Annotated in this window: 17 protein-coding genes; 8 read left to right on the top strand and 9 right to left on the bottom strand. The window is 66.0% G+C overall.

What is annotated here, in order from left to right; translation table 11 throughout:
- Positions 1-474 precede the first annotated feature (474 nt).
- On the top strand, positions 475-951 hold the full coding sequence (locus tag THIMADRAFT_RS14735) for a hypothetical protein (protein ID WP_007193856.1): 477 nt from the start codon (positions 475-477) through the stop codon (positions 949-951).
- Positions 952-1078: 127 nt separating this feature from the next.
- On the opposite strand, the gene cysS is transcribed toward THIMADRAFT_RS14735, so the two are convergent.
- Positions 1079-2479 (bottom strand): cysteine--tRNA ligase, encoded by a 1401-nt coding sequence (gene cysS, locus THIMADRAFT_RS14740; protein ID WP_007193857.1) that lies wholly within the window; start codon positions 2477-2479, stop codon positions 1079-1081.
- A gap of 571 nt (positions 2480-3050) precedes the next feature.
- Here cysS and THIMADRAFT_RS14745 point away from each other — a divergent pair.
- Entirely contained in the window at positions 3051-3539 is a 489-nt protein-coding gene (locus THIMADRAFT_RS14745) for a peptidylprolyl isomerase (RefSeq protein ID WP_007193859.1), read from the top strand.
- Positions 3505-4338: a UDP-2,3-diacylglucosamine diphosphatase gene (locus tag THIMADRAFT_RS14750; RefSeq protein ID WP_007193860.1), complete on the top strand. Its 834-nt coding sequence runs from the start codon at positions 3505-3507 to the stop codon at positions 4336-4338. Before THIMADRAFT_RS14745 ends, THIMADRAFT_RS14750 begins: the two co-directional genes overlap by 35 nt.
- 301 nt (positions 4339-4639) lie before the next feature.
- On the opposite strand, the gene THIMADRAFT_RS14755 is transcribed toward THIMADRAFT_RS14750, so the two are convergent.
- From THIMADRAFT_RS14755 to THIMADRAFT_RS14775, 5 genes are all read right to left on the bottom strand, one after another.
- Positions 4640-4939, bottom strand: coding sequence for a hypothetical protein (locus tag THIMADRAFT_RS14755; RefSeq protein WP_007193861.1), 300 nt, complete (start codon positions 4937-4939; stop codon positions 4640-4642).
- Between the two features lie 21 nt (positions 4940-4960).
- Complete coding sequence (locus tag THIMADRAFT_RS14760) at positions 4961-5431, bottom strand: rhodanese-like domain-containing protein (RefSeq protein WP_007193862.1); 471 nt, start codon at positions 5429-5431, stop codon at positions 4961-4963.
- 239 nt (positions 5432-5670) lie between these two features.
- Positions 5671-6333, bottom strand: a complete 663-nt coding sequence (locus THIMADRAFT_RS14765) for a response regulator (RefSeq protein ID WP_007193863.1) — start codon at positions 6331-6333, stop codon at positions 5671-5673.
- On the bottom strand, positions 6333-7955 hold the full coding sequence (locus tag THIMADRAFT_RS14770) for a histidine kinase (protein ID WP_007193864.1): 1623 nt from the start codon (positions 7953-7955) through the stop codon (positions 6333-6335). Before THIMADRAFT_RS14770 ends, THIMADRAFT_RS14765 begins: the two co-directional genes overlap by 1 nt.
- A complete protein-coding gene (locus THIMADRAFT_RS14775) occupies positions 7952-9805 on the bottom strand; it encodes an ABCB family ABC transporter ATP-binding protein/permease (RefSeq protein WP_007193865.1) in 1854 nt (617 codons plus the stop codon). The genes THIMADRAFT_RS14770 and THIMADRAFT_RS14775 overlap by 4 nt, the downstream gene beginning before the upstream one ends.
- 307 nt (positions 9806-10112) lie before the next feature.
- Between THIMADRAFT_RS14775 and THIMADRAFT_RS14780 the strand changes: the two genes are divergently transcribed.
- The 5 genes from THIMADRAFT_RS14780 to THIMADRAFT_RS14800 all read left to right on the top strand — a co-directional run bounded on the left by THIMADRAFT_RS14780 (position 10113) and on the right by THIMADRAFT_RS14800 (position 17660).
- A complete protein-coding gene (locus THIMADRAFT_RS14780; RefSeq protein ID WP_007193866.1) occupies positions 10113-10499 on the top strand; it encodes a S24 family peptidase in 387 nt (128 codons plus the stop codon).
- 98 nt (positions 10500-10597) lie between these two features.
- A complete protein-coding gene (locus THIMADRAFT_RS14785) occupies positions 10598-11650 on the top strand; it encodes an efflux RND transporter periplasmic adaptor subunit (RefSeq protein ID WP_233490261.1) in 1053 nt (350 codons plus the stop codon).
- Positions 11647-12291, top strand: a complete 645-nt coding sequence (locus THIMADRAFT_RS14790) for a hypothetical protein (protein ID WP_007193868.1) — start codon at positions 11647-11649, stop codon at positions 12289-12291. Before THIMADRAFT_RS14785 ends, THIMADRAFT_RS14790 begins: the two co-directional genes overlap by 4 nt.
- Positions 12292-12672: 381 nt before the next feature.
- On the top strand, positions 12673-15807 hold the full coding sequence (locus THIMADRAFT_RS14795; protein ID WP_007193869.1) for an efflux RND transporter permease subunit: 3135 nt from the start codon (positions 12673-12675) through the stop codon (positions 15805-15807).
- A gap of 50 nt (positions 15808-15857) precedes the next feature.
- Entirely contained in the window at positions 15858-17660 is a 1803-nt protein-coding gene (locus THIMADRAFT_RS14800) for an oxygen-binding di-iron domain-containing protein (RefSeq protein ID WP_007193870.1), read from the top strand.
- Positions 17661-17838: 178 nt separating this feature from the next.
- On the opposite strand, the gene THIMADRAFT_RS14805 is transcribed toward THIMADRAFT_RS14800, so the two are convergent.
- The 3 genes from THIMADRAFT_RS14805 to THIMADRAFT_RS14815 form a co-directional block, all read right to left on the bottom strand.
- Positions 17839-18687 carry a c-type cytochrome gene (locus tag THIMADRAFT_RS14805; protein ID WP_007193871.1) on the bottom strand — a complete coding sequence of 283 codons (849 nt, stop codon included), beginning with the start codon at positions 18685-18687 and terminating at the stop codon, positions 17839-17841.
- Between the two features lie 176 nt (positions 18688-18863).
- A complete protein-coding gene (locus THIMADRAFT_RS14810) occupies positions 18864-19328 on the bottom strand; it encodes a CBS domain-containing protein (protein ID WP_007193872.1) in 465 nt (154 codons plus the stop codon).
- Positions 19329-19775: 447 nt separating this feature from the next.
- Positions 19776-20321: an REP-associated tyrosine transposase gene (locus tag THIMADRAFT_RS14815; protein WP_233490262.1), complete on the bottom strand. Its 546-nt coding sequence runs from the start codon at positions 20319-20321 to the stop codon at positions 19776-19778.
- Between the last annotated feature and the right edge of the window lie 424 nt (positions 20322-20745).

Here is a 20745-nt window from a genome sequence, read left to right on the forward strand (position 1 = left end):
CGCGCAAGACGACCGCTCGACCGAGCGGACCGGACGGTTGAGCCGGACCGATGAGCGGTGCCGTTCAAGACGACGTCGATTCCTATCCCTGCCCGGTGAGCACGGGGTCAGTTTAGGCCCAATCGCGCCGGTCGGGGAGCATTAAACCGCGCCCAGCGCGGTATGCGATGTTTTTGGATGGGATCGGCCCCGGCGGATTTGACGACCGCTGGAGACGGCGCGGTTCAAGAGATTAAAAATGATAAAATTTTAAACCGCGTCTCCGCTAAGGACCGTGGATGCACCAAACGTCGAGCTCACTCGAAAGTGAGCATCTCGCTCTGAACGCGGTTTAATACCGAGCGCGCAGGACACGCGAGCGGCGCACCCTGCACAGCAGGGCGCTTTCGGACTACAGTTGCCGAGACGGCGAGCCTCGGATGCGCCCGCGCCCGCCCCCGATCTCGAATCAACCCGACACGGAGCGACTCAGGGATGCAAAACAGGCCATCCATGCGCGAAGCCGAGCAAGGCAAGGTCCCGCCCGAGCCGACTCGGCTCGGCTCCCGATCGCGCACGCCTCTCCTCTCCGTTGTAATCTCGGGCCTGCTCCTCGCCGCACTGTCGGGCGGCTGCGCCCAAGCACCGGGCTTACCCGGGCAACTCGCCGAGCTCAGCTGTATCGGCGCTTGCCAGGGCGCGCGAGACCGATGCAACGCCGATGCGCGCTACGACTATCGCCAATGTCAGGCGGGCTACAGCGAGGCGTTCGTCGACTACCGCTGGTGTCTGGCCTCGGCCTTCGAGCGCTCCGAATGCGGTTATCCCTGGTGGTCCTGTGCCGAGAATCTCTACGGCTATTGCGCCAATCGCGCAGCCGAGTGCGAGCAAGCCTGCCGCCCGCAGGCATCACCCCCGCACGCATCGACGACGCAGAGCCCGTCAAAACAACCGAATCATCCAGCGACCTGACTCGCCGAGATCCATGGTACAGGCTGGATTTGAGTCCACCTGTGGGTCGGACTTGAGTCCGACACGACGGTGGCGTTGGGCTCGAGGGCGGCTTCGGGCTGAAGCCCGACCCACCTGGCCCGATCGGTCAAGCCCCGCGGCGCCAAGCGGTCCCGCTCGGTCCATCCTCGAGACCGATGCCAGCCTCGGTCAGCAGCTTGCGCAGACGATCGGCCTCGGCCCAATCCTTGGCGGCCCGGGCAGCGATGCGCGCCTGAACCAGGCTCTCGATCTCCGTGTCCGACAAGCCGCCGTCGTCCGCGCGTCCGCGCAGATACAGATCCGGATCCTCCTGCAGGATGCCCAGGATGCCGCCGAGTCGCCGCAGCACGGCCGCCGGGCCGGCGGCGGCGCCGGGATCATCCGCTCGGATGCGATTCACCTCGCGCACCAGATCGAACAGGACGGCAAGCGCCTCGGGCGTGTTGAAGTCGTCATCCATCGCGGCATGAAAACGCTCGACGAAGGGCGCGGCGACGGATGCATCCACCGCGTCGGGGGCGACGTCCGGCACGCCGCGCAACGCCGTGTAGAGTCGGGTCAAGGCCGCACGGGCCTGCTCGAGATGCTCGTCGTCGTAGTTGAGCGGGCTGCGATACTGACTCGTCAGGATAAAGTACCGCACCTCCTCGGGACGAAAGCGCTGCAGGATCTCGCGCACGGTGAAGAAGTTGCCGAGCGACTTGGACATCTTCTCTTCGTTCACGCGCACGAACCCGTTGTGCATCCAGACGTTCACGAAGGTCTCGCCGGTGGCGCCCTCGGACTGGGCGATCTCGTTCTCGTGATGCGGGAACTGTAGATCCGCCCCGCCGCCGTGGATATCGAAATGATGGCCCAGGGCGCAGGTGCTCATGGCCGAGCACTCGATATGCCAGCCGGGCCGTCCGGGTCCCCAGGGCGAGTCCCAGGCCGGCTCGCCGGGCTTGGCGGACTTCCAGAGCGCGAAGTCCAGCGGATCGCGCTTGGCCTCGTCGACCTCCACCCGAGCGCCGGCGCGCAGGTCCTGCGGGTCCTTGCCCGAGAGCTTCCCGTAGCCCGCAAAACGCGCCACCGCGTAGTAGACATCGCCGTTCTCGGCGACATAGGCGAGCCCCTTCTCGATCAGGGTGCCGATCATGGCGAGGATCTCGTCCATGTGTGCGGTGGCGCGCGGCTCGTCGGTCGGCGGCAGGATACCCAGGGCATCCGAATCCTCGTGCATCGCCTGGATGAAGCGATCGGTCAGCGCCTGCATCGACTCGCCGGCCTCGGCGGCACGGCGGATGATCTTGTCGTCGATGTCCGTGATGTTGCGGATATAGGTCACCTCGTACCCGAGCGCCCGCAGATAGCGATAGACGACATCGAAGACGACCATCACCCGCGCATGCCCGAGATGGCAGTAGTCGTACACGGTCATCCCGCAGACATACATGCGCACCTTGCGCGGCTCGATCGGCTCGAAGGGCTCTTTGCGGCGGGTGAGGCTATTGTGGATCTGCAACATGGAAGGCACTCGCGAGTTGGACGGCCCGGGCCGCAACGGGCCCGGCGCCGAGATTCCGGCAAGGGCGGCATGGTAACAAAGCCGAGGATGTGCGCGTGAACCTTCGGACGCGTTCAACAGGCCGGCCCGGGTGGACGAGCGAGAGGAAAGTCCACCGAACCTGCGGTGCCGGCGGTCTGAGCTGGTGGACTGCGCTGCGCTTGTCCACCCTACGGCGCTTGTCCACCCTACGGCGCTTGTCGACCCACCGATTCGCTAGGCGACGGGACCGGGTTCATGACCAGCGCCCACCAGCCTTTCCCCGAGCGCGCGAAGCCCGTACCATTCAACCTAAACCGCGTCCAGAGCGAGATGCACACTTTCGAGTGAGCTCGACGTTTGGTACATCCACGAACCTCAGCGGGGACGCGGTTTAAAGCGAATATTCTTGAATCTTTTATACCGCGCCGGCTCCGACTTTTGTCGGAGTCGGCGCTGCCAAGCCGATCCAATCAACGACGCATTCCGCGCCGGGCGCGGTTTAAACCCGAGTGCGCCGCCGGCGCGCCAGTACAGCCTGCGGAGATCCCAGATGATCAAGCTCACCACCAACCACGGCGACATCCTCGTCGCGCTGGATGCCGAGAAGGCACCCAAGACCTGCGCGAATTTCGAGCAGTATGTCCGCGACGGCCACTACGACGGGACGCTCTTTCACCGCGTCATCGACGGCTTCATGATCCAGGGCGGCGGCATGACGCCGGACTTCGCGCCCAAGCCGACACGCGCTCCGATCGAGAACGAGGCGAAGAACGGACTGAAGAACCTGAACGGCACCCTCGCCATGGCTCGCACCATGGATCCGCACTCGGCGACGTCGCAGTTCTTCATCAATGTCGCGGACAACGGCTTTCTCGATTATCCGGGTCAGGACGGCTGGGGCTACTGTGTCTTCGGACAGGTCGTCGAGGGCATGGACGTCGTGAACGTCATCCGCGGCGTGCAGACCGGCACCCGTCACGGGCACCAGGATGTCCCGGTCGAGGATGTCGTCCTCGAGCAAGCGGTCGTCGTGGAGTAGCACGCCGAGCCGCAACGGAAGCGAAAGCCGAGCCTTGAGCACCGCAGACGTCAGCCTCTTCGTCTCCGACCTGCATCTGTCGCCGGATCGGCCGGCGACGGTGGAGCTTTTCCTCGACTTCCTCGCAGGACGCGCGCGCGAGGCGGATCAGCTCTATCTCCTGGGCGACATCTTCGACGCCTGGATCGGCGACGACGACGAGGGCACGCCCAACACCGAGGTCAAGGCCGCACTCGCCGCGGTCACGGCCTCGGGGGTCGGCGGTTATCTGATGCACGGCAACCGCGACTTCCTGATCGGTCGGACCTTCTGCCGCGAGACCGGCTGCCGGCTCCTGCGCGACCCGACCCTCGTCCGGTTCGCCGGCGAGCCCACGCTCCTCATGCACGGCGACCTGCTCTGCACGGACGACGTCGCCTATCAGCGGTTTCGCCGCCGCATCCGCAATCCTCTGGTCCAGCGCCTCTTCCTCTGGCGATCCCTCGCGGCGCGGCGCAAGGTCGCCGCCGACTACCGCCGCAAGAGCGGAGCAGCAACCGCGGGGAAGACCTCGGAGATCATGGACGTCAACCAGGAGACGGTCGCCCGCGTCATGCGCCGCTACGGTGCCGCACGCCTGATCCACGGGCACACCCACCGTCCAGCGGATCATCGCGTGCAGATCGACGGACGGGAGGCCGTGCGCTCGGTCCTCGCCGAATGGCATCCGGACCGGGGCGAGATGCTGATCCACGACCCCTCGGGTTGGCGCCGCGAGGCCGTGCAGCCGTCAGTCGACAAGCTGTACGGACGGCTGTAAGGGCGAATTTATTCGCCCGAACACACTTCGAACAGTGCTTGCAGGTCTCTTCCGGGACTCCGGCCATATCGGTACGTGGCGCAGAGCGCCAGGGGCATGCGTGACACCGCGGAGCGGATGTCACGAGCTCTTTGGGTTGGGCTTCGTAATGCCACGGAGCGGATGTCACGAGCTCTTTGAGTGGGCTGCGTGACACCGCGGAGCGGGTGTCGCGAGATCGTTGGGGTTTGGGGGTGGCCCGTCTGCCGAGCGTAGCCCGGCTGCGAAGCCGCTGCGCTCGCCTCGGACCGACTCGGCCCGGTCAGCGGGAGTCGGTCGCCGGATCCAGTCCGATCACGTCCCGGGCGTCTTCTTCCACCGCGGGGAAGCTGAAGCCGCATTCCTGCGGCGTCAGCTGCTCGGAGGCCACACGCGGATATTTCCGGCAACTCGGCGGCCGCAACACGTAGACCGCGCAGCTGCTCAAACCCTGGTCGTCGAAGCGCAGAAACGGGCAGGGGTAGGGCAGCTTGCAGCAGGCACCGCAGCGGTTGCATGCGCCCGTTCGATCGGGATCGACCGGCAGGAGCGAAGTGAACATGCGCTTGGTTTTATTCAGCATCCGAAAAGGCTTCCGAAAGGGTCATCCGTCGGCCGGCCGCATCTGATCCGGTCTCAGGCGTGGCGTAAAATAGCGGTCGGCGTCGTCCAGATCGACCGCCGTCCCGGCCGCGTCGACCAGCGACTGCTCGTAGTCCTTCCAGCCCCGTAGGCCCGTCTGCAACGAGGACACGTCTTGGTAGCCGAGCAGGTTCATCGCATGGGCCGCCATGATGCTGCGGTACCCCGATCGACAGACTACCACGACCTCCCGGTCACGCGCGCGCACCAGCTCGGGAACGGTCTCCTCGTAGTCCCATTCGCAGGCGGACTCGAGGATGCCCCGCGGGACGTTCAGCGATCCGTCGATGTGCATCGCCGCGAACTCATCCGGCTCGCGCACATCGACCAGCAGCAGATCCGGGTTTGCCGCGAGCCGCTCCTCCAGATCCCAAGGCATGATCTCCTTGACATCGCTCAAACAGTCTTTAATGAGCTCTAAAAACTTCTTCATCGCTTTAAACCGCGTCCAGAGCGAGTTGCTCGTTTTCGAGTGAGTTTGACGTTGGCCGCATCCATGGCCCTTCGCGGGGACGCGGTTTAAAAAGGTCATCTTTGAGTTTTTTAAACCGCGCCTGCTCCAACCGTCGTCGAGTCGGCCGGGGCCATCCAACACTGTCGCATGCTGCGCCGGGCGCGGCTTAACCGCGCCCGGAGTGGTCTGCGTTCATTCGGATCGAGGCAGACGCGGACTCATCCGAGATCGCGGCTCGACCTGCGCTCGCACAGACCGCGCTCGACCGCGATCACCGCCGCCTCCACGCGCGAGTGCACGTCGAGCTTGCGCAGGATCGCCTTGACGTGAAGCTTCACCGTTCCGTCCGAGATATTCAGACGTCGCGCGATCGCCTTGTTGCTCTGGCCCTCGGCAAGATGGCAGAGGATCTCGTGCTCGCGCGGCGTCAGGTCGGCGATCCGACCCTCGGCGGCCGTGCCCGCGGCCTCGCCCTGGACGGCCTTGGCCAAGACGACGGCCAGCTCGGGCGCCACCACCGTGCGGCCTTGGACGATCTCGCCCAGGGCCGCGATCAGCGCGTCCGGCTCCATATCCTTGAGCAGATAACCCTGCGCGCCGCCCTGCAGCGACTCGATCACGTCGCGCTCCTCGGCGCTCGTGGTGAGCATCGCGATCGGCATCGCCGGATGGGCCGCACGCAACCGACGCAGCATCTCCAAACCGTCGAGCTGCGGCATGCGCATGTCCAGCAAGACCACGTCGGGCAAGGTCTCGGCAACCCGCTTCAAACCCATCGCGGTATCGCCCAGCGCCGCAACCACCTGGATACCCCGGCGCTCCAACAACTCCTGAAGCCCGAAACGGAAGAGTGCATGATCGTCGATCAGCAAGACGCGCATCAGGCGGCCTCCCGCCCTTGGCGCGGGGTGCGCCGGTTGCCGTCGAAGATCACCTCCACACGCGTGCCCTCGCCCGCCTCGCTCTCGATGCGCAGCTCCGCACCGATGCGCCGTGCACGCTCCTCCATAATGGTCAGGCCGATGTGCTCGCCCGGATTGGATCCCGCCGTCGGGGTGGTAAAGCCCACGCCGTCGTCTTCGATCAGCAGCACGTGCTGGCCGCTCGGATCGCGGGTGAGCAGGACGCGTACCGTATGCGCCTTTGAATGTTTACGTATATTGGCCAACGTTTCCTGGACAATCCGCAAGATCTGAAGCTCCTCGCTTGCCGAGAGCTCGAACGGACGACAATCGTTCTGAAAGAGCACGTGTGCGCCTGTCTCCTGTCCGAAGCGGTGCGTGAGCTTCTCGAGCGCCGGCACCAGACCCCGTCGATCCAAGGGGGCACGGAAGCTCGCGAGCAGCTCGCGCAGCTCGGTGTGGGCCTCGTCGAGCCCGTTGCGGATACGGCTCAGATCGTTGCGCGCCTCGAGCGAGATCGCGCTCCCGCGCAGCGAGTCGGTCAGCATGCGGCACTGAAAGCGCAGGCTCGCCAGGGTCTGGGCGAGCGAGTCGTGCAGCTCGTGGGCCAAGGAGTTACGCTCCTCCACGATCGACAGACGCCGCGCGTCGGCGTCCGAGCGCAGCTTGGCAATGGCGACCCCGAGGTGATGCCCGACCGTCGAGAGCAGGTCCAGAATGTCCTCGCGGGCCCGTAAGCCCGGCCGGTCGACGAAGACGGTGTAGACGCCGAGCAGCTCGTCGCGATGCTCCAACGGCACGGTGACGACCTCCATCTCGCTGCTGGCGAACATCCGCCGCCCGTAGATCCTGGAGCAATAGCGCGCGTCGTTCCCGCAGACGATCTCGCCCGGCGTGAGGACACTCCCGCACAGACACAGATCCACCGGGCCGATATCCTGCTCGCGCACCAGATCGTCGTCCAGACCGATCGCGCCGACCAGACGCCGCGAGCCGTCGGGCATGACCAGACGCACGGTGGCGGCGCGGCCGTTGATCATCTCCTTCAAGACCCGCAGGAAGCGCAGCAGCAGCTCGTCGACACTCTCCGCTTGATGGATCCCGGCGGCCACGTCGTAGAGGATCTTCAGCGAGGCGGTCTTCTGCGCCAGCCGCATGGTCTGGCGTGCGACCCGGTTGTCCATCTCCTCGTACAGATCGGTCAGCTCCTCGTTGAGGCTGCGGATATCGCGCGCCACCTGCGCCAGCACACCGGCGTCCTCCAAGGCATCGCTCGCGCCCGGCTCGCCCTGACAGACCCGCGAGAGCGAATGCTCCAGCCGCACGAGAGGCACCAGCAGTTGTCTGCGCAACCGGCTCCAGAGGTGCATGGCGGCGAGTAAGGCCGCGAGGAGCGACGCCATCGCGAGCGGCGCCGCCCAGTCCAGATGCGGACGCGCACCCTGCAAGGTCAGCAGAGCGAGCGCAGCGGCGAGCGTCGCCCCGACCACGATCGAGGGCGCGGCAAGACCGGCCGCGCGCAGGACCTCGCGAACCCGCGAGGCCTCGACCTCCTCGGCACGCTCGGCGACAGGTCGCTTTTGGATCAGGCTCGTGCTCACGCCGACGCCTCCGGATCCTCGGGCTTCGCGTCACGCGTGTCCGTCGCCGCGACCGGCACCGGGGCATCCGGCCCTTCGCGCTGCTGCAGATCCCACATGGCCGCATAGTGCCCGCCGGCCTCCAGGAGCGCGCGATGCGTCCCCTGCTCGCGGATGCGCCCCTGCTCCAACACCAGGATCAGGTCGGCATCCACCACCGTGGACAGACGATGCGCGATCACCAGGGTGGTATGGTTTTCCGCGACCTCGGCGAGTGTTTGCTGGATCGCCTGCTCGGTGTGGCTGTCGAGCGAGGAGGTCGCCTCGTCGAAGACCAGGATCCGCGGCTGCTTCAAGATCGCCCGCGCGATCGCCACCCGCTGTTTCTCCCCGCCAGAGAGCTTCAGACCGCGCTCCCCGACCATGGTGTCCCAGCCGTCGGGCAGGCTCTCGATAAAGGTGCGGATGTGGGCCATCTCGGCGCAGCGCTCGACCTCGGCGCGGGTCGCTTCGGGCCGTCCGTAGGCCAGGTTGTAGTAGATGGTGTCGTTGAACAGGACGGTGTCTTGCGGGACGATGCCGATCGCCGCACGCAGACTCTCCTGGGTGACCTCGCGCAGATCCTGCCCGTCGATCAGGATCCGCCCGGCGGTCACGTCGTAGAAGCGAAACAGCAGGCGTGCCAGGGTGGACTTGCCGGCGCCGCTGTGACCGACGACGGCGAGGGTCTGGCCGGGCGCGATCCGAAAATCGACATCCTGCAGGATCGCCCGTTCGTGCTGGTAGTGAAAGTCGACGTGCTCGAAGCGGATCTCGCCGTCGCGCAGGCGCAATGCCTTGGTGTCCGGGGCGTCCTGGATCTCGGGGCGGCGCTCGAGCAGCTTGAAGACCAGATCCATGTCCGCGAGCGCATACTTGATCTGCCGGTAGACGATCCCGAGAAAGCCCAGCGGGATGAACAACTGGAGCATCAACGCGTTGACCAGGACCAGATCGCCGACGCTCATTTCGCCCTTCACGACGCCGTTGGCCGCGAAGGCCATGATCAGGGTGACGCCGATCGCGATGATCGCGCCCTGCCCGAAGTTCAGCAGCGACATGGAGGTCTGGCTCTTGACCGCCATCTCCTCCCACTCGGCCAGGGTGCCGTCGTAGCGCGCGAGCTCCATGTGCTCGTTGCCGAAATATTTGACCGTTTCGTAGTTGATGAGGCTGTCGAAGGCCTGATTATTGGCCTCCGAGTCCAAACGGTTCATCCGGTGCCGATAGTCCATGCGCCATTCGGTGATGGCGAAGGTGAAGGTGAAATAGACCGCGACGGTCCCGAAGACGACCAGCGCAAAGGCCGGGCTGTACTGCTTGAAGAGGATCACCGCGACCAGGGTGAACTCCACCAACACCGGCAGGACGCTGAAGGCGACATAGTTCAGAATGGTCGAGACCGAACGGGTACCGCGCTCGAGGTCGCGGCTGATGGCGCCGCTTTGCCGCCCCAGGTGGTAGCGCAGCGAGAGCCGATGCAGGTGATCGAGCACCTTGGTCGAGAGCCGGCGCATGGCGCGGTAGCGCACCCGGGCGAAGACCACGTCGCGCAGCTCGTTGAAGAGCGAGGCGCTGAGCTTGAGCGCCCCGTAGGCGACCAGCAGCGAGATCGGCAGCACCAGCACCTGATGCGGCGTGGCCTCGAAGGCATCCACGATGTCGCGCAGCACCAAGGGGACGCCGACATTGGCCACCTTCGCCGCGATCAGACAGAGCAGCGCGAGCATGGCACGCCCGCGGAACTCCCACAGATAGGGCAGCATTCCGCGCAGATTGTGCCAATCTCGGCGATCGGCGTGGATGCGCTCGGTTGCGGCGATTCTATTCATACAACTCTTTTGAACCGCGCCCGGCGCGGCATGTGATGGTTTTGGATGGGATCGGCCCCGGCAGACTCGACGACTGTCGGAGCTGGCGCGGTTCAAATGTTTTCCGGAAATCGCCTAAGCTGCCGCTCCGAGAAGGACGGTGAAATCCCCATGGCCGAGTACAACATGACAACGACACGGGTCGCCTCGGACGCGATTCATACTGGACGATATTCAAGACGACATTCAAAAGGTGTCGCCCGGTCGTTATTCGAACGGCTCGCCGCGGCGAGCCGACCGACCAAACCTGTATAAATGAGGACGCATCATGGCAGATCCCACGATGGACAGCACGGGTTGCAGCATGCACGAGCCCTACGCCTTGCAGGTGCTCGGCGACCAGATGGAGCCCGAGTTCCCCGATCGCTGTGTCGTGATCGTCGAGCCGACGGACAATCGTCAAAACAACAGCTTCGTGTTCGCCGAGGTGGAAGGCGTGCGCTGGTTTCGCAAATATGTGCGGAGCGAGGACGGCACCGAGCGGCTCGTCGCCGTCAACCGCATCTATCCGGACATCGATCTCGACGGACTGGACTGGCACGTCCTGGGCGTGATCATTCAACGCAACATCCGCCGCAAGATCAAACACTACGACTACTCGCAAGAGCCCGAGACCTCGCCGACGGTGGCCATCACGGATCTGACCGGCCGGTGATGCGCGGCGACGCCGTCTCCACGCCGCCGCGAGCCGACGGCGCAGCCGGCCGTTCGGGGCCCGCGCGCCCCCGCCGGTCGCGCCTGCGGATCGCGTGCGTGCCAAAAGGGCTCTCGACCGCGATGCCGGCCGCGCTCCTGGCCGCGACCCTGCTCGCCTGCTCGCCCGGAGGCGACCCGCCGGCGAGCACGGGCCGCAACCGCGGCGCGCTCGACCACCTGGTGGCCTCGGTCGCCGTGGAGCGCGCCGCCACGACCAGCAGCCACGAGCGCCCGGGCTCGCTGCGGTATCGCCGCCAGGTGCGGCTCTTCAGTCAGGAAGAGGGCCGGATCACCGCACTGGACGTCTTCGAGGGCGATACGGTTCGGGAGGGCGAGGTTCTGGTCGCGCTCGATGACGACCTCCTGCAGGCCGAGCTCGACAAGGCACGCGCCACGCTGGCGCAGGCCGAGCTCGACGTGCGGCGACTCGAAGATCTCGTGAGCAAGCGCGCCGCCTCGGACGCCGAGCTCTCGCAGGCCCGCACCGCCGTTGCCGTGGCGCGCGGCGATGTCCGACTCCTGGAGACCCGGCTGGCCTTCACCCGGATCCCGGCCCCGTTCGACGGTGTCGTGACCGAGCGCTTGGTCGAGCCCGGTGATTTCGTCTCGAAGAATACCCACCTTCTCAGCGTCGCCGATCCGACGTCATTGGTTGCCGAGGTCTATGTCTCCGAGCTCATCCTGCCGCGGATCAAGGTCGGCGACCCGGCGCAGCTGCGCATCGACGCGCTCGGCGGGACGGAATTCCCGGCCCGGATCCTGCGGATCCATCCGAGCCTGGAGCAGACCAGCCGACAGGGGATCGTCGAGCTGACGCTCGAGGATCCGCCGCCGGGGGTGAAGGCCGGACAATTCGTGCGGGTCACGCTCGAGACCGCCGCGGTGGAGCGCCTGCTGATCCCCTTTCGTGCCCTGCGCCGAGATCGTGACGGCGAGCTCGTCTGGCTGATCACGGACGACGGCACGGCCGCCCGACGGCAGGTCAGGAGCGGTCTGCAGATCGCCGATCGCATCGAGATCCTGGAGGGTCTCGCGCCGGGCGATCGGATCATCACGCGCGGATTCCTCGGGCTGAGCGAGGGTAAAACAGTCAAGGTGGTCCCGGAATGAATCTCGAACACCTCTACACCGCCGTCGAGCTGGTGCGCAGCGGCTGCTATCGCGACAACCCGCGCGAGGCGACGCGCCTGCGGACCTACCCGGTCATGATCGCGGCCGCCGCAGCGCCGGCGGCGAGCCCGACCGAGGCCTTTCTGCGTGCGGCCTGTCTCGCCTATGCCTGGATGCCCGAGCGCGTGCGCATCGATCAGAGCCATCTGGCCCCCGCGGTCTCCGCCTTCGAGGCCGCGCGCGCCTCCTCCCGGAGCGGACCGCAGAGCGCCTCGGATGCCGAGCTCGCCGCTCTGCGGGAGCGCGGCATCGACGCCGTCGCCGCCAGCCTCAGCTCGGTCGTCGGGGCCTCGCTGGTTCTGCATCTCGCCGCACCCGGCCTCTTCCCGATCTGGGACGAGCGCATCGAGCGCTTTCGCCTGGACGAAGAGCCCTCGCCGTACCACATGGGTCAGGCCCGTCACTATCTCGACTTCATCGACGAGATTCGCGACCTCACCGCACACCCCCTCTTCCTCACATTCCACAACGACTTCTGCACCGCCTACCAGGCGCGACTGCAACGCCTGCGGATCTCGCCCTATCCGCTGACCGAGCCCAAGGTCGTGGAAGAGGCGATCACGGAGCTCGCGGGCGACTGAGTCACATGTCGGAAAAAGTCGGTTACCGAACCGAATGGTCGTCGTCGTTGTCGACCGTCGATGAGTCAGAAACAAGGGGAACAACTTGACCGGTTGTATTTAAACCGCCATCACGGTTTTGCGGGAACGGTTCGACCGGCCGTAGGGTGGACGAGCGCGAGCGAAGTCCACCGAGCGCTGTGCCGGGGTCTGGTGGACTGCGCTGCGCTTGTCCACCCTACGGCGCTCGTCCACCCTACAGCACAACTTCATCGCAGCGGCCCATGTGATGAGCTCCGCCCAGTGTTGTCGGTGCCTCACTCGATGACGACAACGACAATGGGGCTGTAGCACCACCACCACCGAGCGTCGGCGGTTAGAGCGCTTTCCGGGAATCACCTCATGTTGACCAACATTTCCACCTGGTCGGTCCGCCACCCCGTCGGCGTTGTCGCGCTCACGCTCGCGGTGATGGTCCTCGGGGGGGTCTCGCTCACCCGGCTCAACATCGACCTGCTGCCGAGCATCATCTATCCGGACATCCAGGTCCGCATCCTCGACCCCGGCGTTCCCGCGGAGGTCATGGAGAACGAGTTCACCCGCGACCTCGAGGAGCAGCTCGCGATCACCGAGGGCGTCATCGCCATCCAGTCGCGCACCACCGAGGGCCGCAGCGCCATCGATCTGTCGTTCCGCTACGGCGAGGACATCGACGAGGCCTTGCGCGACGCCAGCTCCCGACTGGATCGGGCCAAGCGATTCCTGCCGGAGACGGACGACCCGCCCATCATCTACAAGCGCGACCCCTTCCAGCTCCCGGTCGCCGAGTATGTCGTCAGCTCCGCGTTGCGCGACCCGGTGGAGCTGCGCACCTGGGCGGACTACACGCTGGGTCGCTCGCTGGTGACACTCCCGGGCGTGGCCTCGGTGGAGGTCGGCGGCGGGTTGGAGCGCGAGGTGCAGGTGGTCGCCAACCAGTTCCGCTTGGCCGGCCTGGGGATCGACATCCTTGATCTGGAGACCCGCCTGCGCACCGCCAATCAGGATGTCGCGGCCGGGCGGCTGCGCATGCCCGACGGCGAGATCGGGGGCCGCACCGAAGGGCGGTTCAGGGACGTGCAGGAGATCATCGACCTGCCGCTCAACCCCGAGGCCGGCGACAACCCGATGGCCCAGATGCGCATCGGGGAGATCGCGCAGGTCATCGACGGGGCGAGCGAGGAGCGCCTGCGCATCCGCCTGGACGACCAGCCCGGGATCAAGCTCTCGGTCCAGAAGCAGCCGCTCACCAACACGGTCGCGGTGGTCGAGACCGTCGATCGCGAGCTTGCCCGGCTCGCCGAGCAGGGCCAGCTCCCCGAGGACATCCAGATCCAGCGCGTCGACGACCAGGCCCGCTATATCCGTCACTCGCTCGACAACGCCGTCACCGCCGCGCTCAGCGGCGCCCTGCTCGCGATGGCCGTCGTCTATATCTTCCTCGGGAGCCTGCGGCGGACCCTGATCATCGGCGCTGCCATCCCGATCGCCGTCCTGGTCACCTTCATCCTGATGGCCGCCAACGGCCTGACCTTCAATATCATGACGCTCGGCGGTCTCGCGCTCGGCATCGGCATGCTGGTCGACAGCACCATCGTGATGCTCGAGAACATCTATCGCCATCAGCGCATGGGCCAAACCACGGTCGTCGCGGCGGATGCCGCCAGCCGCGAGGTCACGGGCGCCATCATCGCCTCGACCTCGACGAACCTGGCCGCGGTCCTGCCGTTCCTCTTTATCGGGGGGCTCGTCGGCCTGCTCTTTCAGGAGCTGATCTTCACCATCTCGGCGGCCATCCTCGCCTCCATGATGGTCGCCTTGACCCTGGTGCCGGCGCTCGCGGGCGGTGTGCCGGCGGGCCGAGAGGGGATGTTGCGCAGACAGGTCAATCGGGTCATGGAGGCCCTGCAGAACGGCTATGCCCGAGTGCTCGACGGGCTGCTGCAGATCCGCTGGCTCGTCATCCTGGCCTTCGTCGCCGGCCTGGCGTGGACGGTGCCTTGGTTGATCGACGCCAAGCAGGAGTTTTTGCCCGCGCTCGACGAGGGCGACGTGCGCATCAGCCTGACCGCGGACGCCGGTATCGACCTCGAAGAGATGGATCGGCTCACGCGCCGAATCGAGGCGCTCGTCGCCGAGCAGCCGGAGGTCGAGGCGATCTTCACGACGGTGGGCGGTTTCGTGTTCGGGCGCTCGTCCTTCGAGAGCGCCAACCGTGCCAGCCTGCAGGTCCTGCTCAAGCCGGCCGCGCAACGCGACGTAGGCAGCAAGGAGTGGATCGCACGCGTCGACGGGCTGATCCGGGCGCTCGAGATCCCCGGCTTACGGGCCTCGCTCGTCACGCGCGGGATCCGCGGGATCCGCTTCAGTCAGGGCGACGACGACGTCAGTCTGCGCATCGCGGGCGAGAACCTCGACACCCTCGCGGATCTCGCCGATCAGGTCGTGGAGCGTCTCGCCACCGTCGAGGGACTGAGCAATATCCAGCACAGCAGTCAGGACGTCACCCGCGAGATCTCCATCCGGCTCGACCCGCAACGCGCCGCGAGCTTCGGTCTCGCCATCGAGGACGTCGGTGCCGTGCTGCGGTTCGCCCTGGAGGGGCGGATCGTCACCGAGCTGATCGACGGCGACCGCGCGGTCGATCTGCTGCTGCGGCTCGACCGGATGGACATCGCCGCGCCGGGCGATCTGGACTCCATCGTGCTGTTCAGCAAGACCGAGCCGCGACGCCCCTTGCGACTCGGCGATGTCGCGACCGTCGAGATCCTGGCCCAGCCCGCGACCATCCTGCGCGACCGCCAACAACGTATCGTCGAGGTCACCGCGTCGATCGGCGAGGATCTGACCGTGCAACAGGCGATCGAGTCGGCGCTCGCCGCGGCGGCACAGGTCCCGCTGCCGCAGGGCTATCGGCTCTACGAGGCGGGCGGTCTGGAGACCCTCAAGCAGGGCCAGGACATGAGCCGGATCCTGCTCGGGCTCGCGCTGTTTCTGGTCTTGGTCGCGATGGCGGTCCAATACGAGTCGGTGCGCAATCCCGTGATCATCCTGATCTCGGTCCCCTTCGCCTTGATCGGCGTGGTGCTCGGCCTCCAGTGGACGGGGCTGCCCGTCTCCATGCCGGTCTGGCTCGGACTCATCATGCTCGCCGGCATCGTGGTCAACAACGCGATCGTGCTGGTGGAGTTCATCGAGCTCGAGCGGCGCGCGGGTCTGGATACAGGCACCGCCATCCTGGAGGCGGCACGCCTGCGTCTGCGGCCCATCCTCATGACCACGCTCACCACCGTCGTGGGCATGCTGCCGCTCGCGCTTGCACTCGGCGAAGGCTCGGAGATGCTGCAACCGCTCGCCGTGACCATCGTCTCGGGGCTATCCTTCTCGACACTGGTCTCGCTCGTGCTGGTGCCCCTGGTGTATCGGGTCCTGGCAGCCCCGGCAGCGGCGCAGACCCCGACGGACTCGACGGACCTCGCCTTGAAGACATCGCGCTGATCCGGAGCCCGAAGTCGACGCCACTCATGCCGCGGAGCGCCGCCACACCGATGGACACCAATCTCACCCACCTCGAGCATGCCGACACCCATCGCGCGCTCGAGATCGCCCCCCGGATCTGGTGGGTCGGCCATGTCTTGCCCGACGATGTCTTCCAGTGTCACGTCTATCTGCTTGAGCAGGGCGATCAGTCGGTGCTCTTCGACCCGGGCTCACGGCTCACCTTCGCCGGGACCTTGCGCAAGATCGAGGAGGTCATCCCCTTCACCCACATCCGCTATTTCGTCTGCCACCACCAAGACCCGGACATCGCCGCGGCCATGCCCTTGATCGACGAGCTGACCGATCGCCCGGACGCGGTCCTGGTCACCCACTGGCGCACCCGCGCGCTGCTCAAGCACTACGGGTTGAAGATGCCCTTTTGGTTGGTGGAGGAGCACGACTGGCGCCTCCCGCTGCAAGACCGCGAGCTCGAGTTCATCTTCACGCCCTACGCACACTTTCCGGGCGCCATCGCCACCTTCGACCCGAGCACGGGCGTGGTCTTCTCGAGCGACCTCTTCGGCGGCTTCACCGAACGGCCGACGCTGGTCGCGAAGGACGAGTCGCACTTCGAGGCACTCCGGCCCTTCCACGAGCACTACATGCCCAGCCGCGACATCCTCGACTTCGCGCTCAGCCAGGTCGAGCGGCACCCGGTGAAGGTCATCGCCCCCCAGCACGGCTCCATCATCCCGGAGCGGCTGGTGCCCTTCATGATCGACAAGCTGCGGCACCTGGACTGCGGCATCTACCTCTTCGCACGCGAGAACACCGACATCCGCCGGCTCTCGCGCCTGAACGAGACCCTGCGCGAGATCACCCAGACCATGCTGCTGTATCGCGACTTTCGCGACATCGCCGAGCGTCTGTTCGAGGTGGTCGCGCGCAACCTGCCGGTCGAGCGCATCGATTACTACGCCAGGCTCGACGACGGCGCGATCCTGACCCTCGCGCACGAAACCCGGTACTCGGGATTCACCGTGGAGCCGCCCGAGGCGGTCTCGGGGATCCTCGGCAAGACCCGCGCGCAGTGGCTGGCGCACCATCGCGACGACCCCGCAATGGCCGACCATACCCTCTACGACGACACCTTCTGCGCCCAACCGGGAGAGCGCTCGGGCTTGGTGGTCACCTTGCCGCTGTTCTCCCCGCAAGGCGAGATCATGCAGGCCGCGGCCCTGATCCACCTGGGCTCGGAGGCACGGATCGGGCCCGAAGAGACCGATGTCGTCGAGCAGATCATGATGCCGCTGCAGGTCGCGCTCGAACGCGAGGTCATCTATCGCTCCATCGAGGGGGAACGACAAAAGGCCTATCAACGCTCGATCCGCGATTCACTCACCGGTCTCTTCACGCGCCTCTATATGCTCGACGTGATGGAGCGCCACTGCGGTATCCACGACCGCAACGACTCCGCCCCGATCGCCGCCCTCATGGTCGACGTGGATCACTTCAAGCGGATCAACGACACCCACGGACACGCCGCGGGCGACGAGGTGCTCAAACAGGTCGCTCAGGTCTTGCGCGACAGTGTCCGCGAAACCGACATCCCGGTGCGCTTCGGCGGCGAGGAGTTCATCCTCTTCCTCGTCGGTGCCTCGGCCTTCGGCGCGCGCGACTATGCCGAGCGGATTCGCTCGGCGATCGAGAGGCGCGCCTTCAAGATCGACTCCGACCAGCAGATTGCGGTCACCGTCAGCGTCGGCGCAGCCATGCGCCGCCAATTCGAGCCGCTCGACGAGCTCATCCGCCGAGCCGACGGCGCCCTCTACCGCGCCAAGCAAAACGGCCGCAATCGCGTCGAGCTATAAGGGGCGAATTCATTCGCCCATACACCCGTCAATCGCGCCACGGGGACGCCCGCGCTCACATCGCTCGTGACACCCGCTCTACGGTGTCACGCATGCCGCTGGCGCTCTGCGCCACGGACAACGACGGCCGCAGCGACGGGCACTGCCTCGGTCGCCGCATGGGCGAATGCATTCGCCCCTACCGCGGGGCGGGCGGGACGGAGGGATACGCCGGCGGCTCGGGCGGCGGCGGGGCGTCCATCAACCCCGCGGGCATCGGCGGCATGGGCGGCACGCCCATCGGATCGCGCACGTAGGCCGGAAAATCCGGATTTGTCCAACCCCTCTCGGCGAGCTTGCTCGCGGGCGGACGCAGCCGCGCGGTGTAATCGAGCACGGCCGCCTGATGACGCGGTGTAAAGCCGTCGATCTGCTTGACCATCTTGGGGTCGGAGTTCTTGCGTCGACCCGTGCGGATCGCATCGAACTGGCGCATCAGATAGAGATAGTGCTGACCCGCGATCGCAGGGATGTGCTCCGCCTCGTTGCCCTCCCCGTTCTCGCCGTGACACTTGGCGCAGTGCTCCGCGTAGACCTCCTGTCCCAACGCCAAATCCACCCCGGGACCGACCCCGTTGTCCGGTGTCATGGGAAGCTGCGCCACATAGGCCGCCACGTCGGCGACACTCTGAGGACCGCCGAGGATGCGCGGGACCGAGAAGGGATACATGAGCGGATTGTCGCGATTGCGCGCCCGGATATCCGCAAGCTGCTTGATGATAACCGGACGCAACTGCCCGGCAATCTGCGGATAGGACCCGTCGGGCGCACCCCAACCTTCCGGACGGTGGCAGACCGCACAGGTCAGATAGACCCGGCGTCCGTTCTCCGGATCGGGTGTCAGCGCCATCACCTGCTCGTATTCGAGCCGGGCGATCTCGGCCGGGGTTTGGGCGGGGTTTTCAGCCGGTTCTCGGGCATCGGACGCCGTCGGGACGATGCCCGCGAGGGCGATGGAGAGGCCGATCGCAAATACGGGTCGAGACATCTTGACCTCCAAACGAAGAGACCGGGACCGGGCCGACCCAAGGATGCTCGACCCCGGCGCGACCTGGAAGGTCCGCGCGCCGCGCGGCCGACAAACCGGCAAGAGCCCGGCATGAGCATAGAAAAAACGGGCCGCATGGCGACGGCCCGGCAAGGCGATGCTCGATCGAAGCGGCCTCAGAGGCCCTTCAATCCACTCGTCACATTGGCCTGGAAGATCGCCTTGTGCACGTCGCCGATACTGAGCATACCGACCAGCCGCCCCTGGTCCGCAACGGGGATGCGCCGGAAGTTGTGGCGCACCATGACGGTCGCCGCGCGCAGCACATGCATCTCGGGATCGACCGTCACCGGATTGGGTGTCATCAGCTCCTCGGTCTTCAGCTCCAGGATCTCCGAGTAACGCGCCATCTCCTTGTCGAGGTCGACCGAATGCATCCCCTCGGCGATAAGCTTGTCGAGCTTCGGAAACAGGCTATGGAGCAGATCCCGCTCGGCGATGATACCGACCAACTTTTCATCGCCGTCGACCACGGGCAGACCGTGAAAGCGGTAGAGACACATCAAGGACGCCACCTCGACGATCCGCGTATCGGGATTCACCGAGCGGACCGATCGACTCATCACATCTTTGACTTTCATCTAGGCCATCCTCCGTTGTGTTGTTGTCGGCCGCATTCGCGAGACAGAGACGCGCGTCTCGCGACGGCCGTCCGCGCATTATAGACAGGTCCGCGCCGATCATCGCCGTCGGAGCGCCTCGCTCACAAGACCGGCCCCTTGCCTGTAGGGTGGACGAGCGAGAGCGAAGTCCACCGAATCCCGCGCCGGCGTTGGTGGACTGCGCTGCGCTTGTCCACCCTACGGCGCTTGTCCACCCCACGGCGCTTGTCCACCGGCTCCGATCGGCGAGGCGGCGGCGCAGACCCCGACGCCCGCTCGTCGTGCCCCGCCGAGTCCCTGCAGACACCTGTAAGCCCGCCCAGCTCGCACGCTGCCTCGCTCCACCCCAACTTCCCACGCTTCACCCCACAACTCGCTCCCACGCTCCGCGTGGGAGTGTAGACCCGACGCTCTGCGTCGCGTGGCCTACCAATCGGTCACCACGTCAAGTAATCCCTCCAACCCCTCGTAGTTCCGTGCGCTCGAGTATCGCCAACACAAAGGATCGTCGACATAACCCCGTTTCACCGGGTTATTGTGAATGTACTCGAGTTTCTGCCGCATCATGGTTACCCCCTCGATCTGCTCCGGGTGCGATCCCTCCTGCCACACTTGGTGATCCCGACCCCGCTTGTGCCGGCCCCGGTACCAGACCAAGAGAGACAGCGCAGGAGAGTTCCGCTCGCGCATCCGATCGACTATCTGCCGAGCGGTGAATGATTTGAAGCTGCTGATCGAACGCGCGAGCCCAGGTCCGCCGGCAATCAGGTGACAGTGGTTCTCCATGATGACGTAACCATGGATCAAGAGACCGCGCTCGCGTTGCAGGAACCGTAGGGAGTCAAGCAAGATCAGTGCGTTGGCAGGTTGAGCGAAGATCGGTAACCACTTGACCGCCGTGCACGTGAGAAAGTGCGGAGCGTCTGGCTCGAGGAAACGGTAGCGGTCGCGGCCCATAGCTGCAATGTACACGACATGGTGTGCTCCGACATCCGTGGTTTGGAGTTCACGCTCCGAGTCGCAGGATCTGAGCAGGCACACCGCCGGCCGGTCGCGTCGACTTGGCGGCACGACCGCGAAGCGTCCCGAGGAGGCTCCCACGCGGAGCGTGGGAGCCAGTTCGTGTGCACTTGCTACATGATGCCAATTCGGCGCGGGAGCCTTCGTTGGATCCCGAGCGGTCCGCGCCCGCGTCCCACCCACCAACTCGCTCCCACGCTCCGCGTGGGAGTGTAGACCCGACGCTCTGCGTCGCGTGGCGTCACGGTCGGTCGTGCGCCGGAAGGTGCCGCATCGCCGGCCGGATGCAGCGACACGGCGGCAGGGACGCGAAGCGTCCCAGGGAGGCTCCCACGCGGAGCGTGGGAGCCAGTTACGTTATAAGTTACCAATTCGG

It is taken from the genome of Thiocapsa marina 5811 (assembly GCF_000223985.1).
GTDB lineage: Bacteria > Pseudomonadota > Gammaproteobacteria > Chromatiales > Chromatiaceae > Thiocapsa > Thiocapsa marina.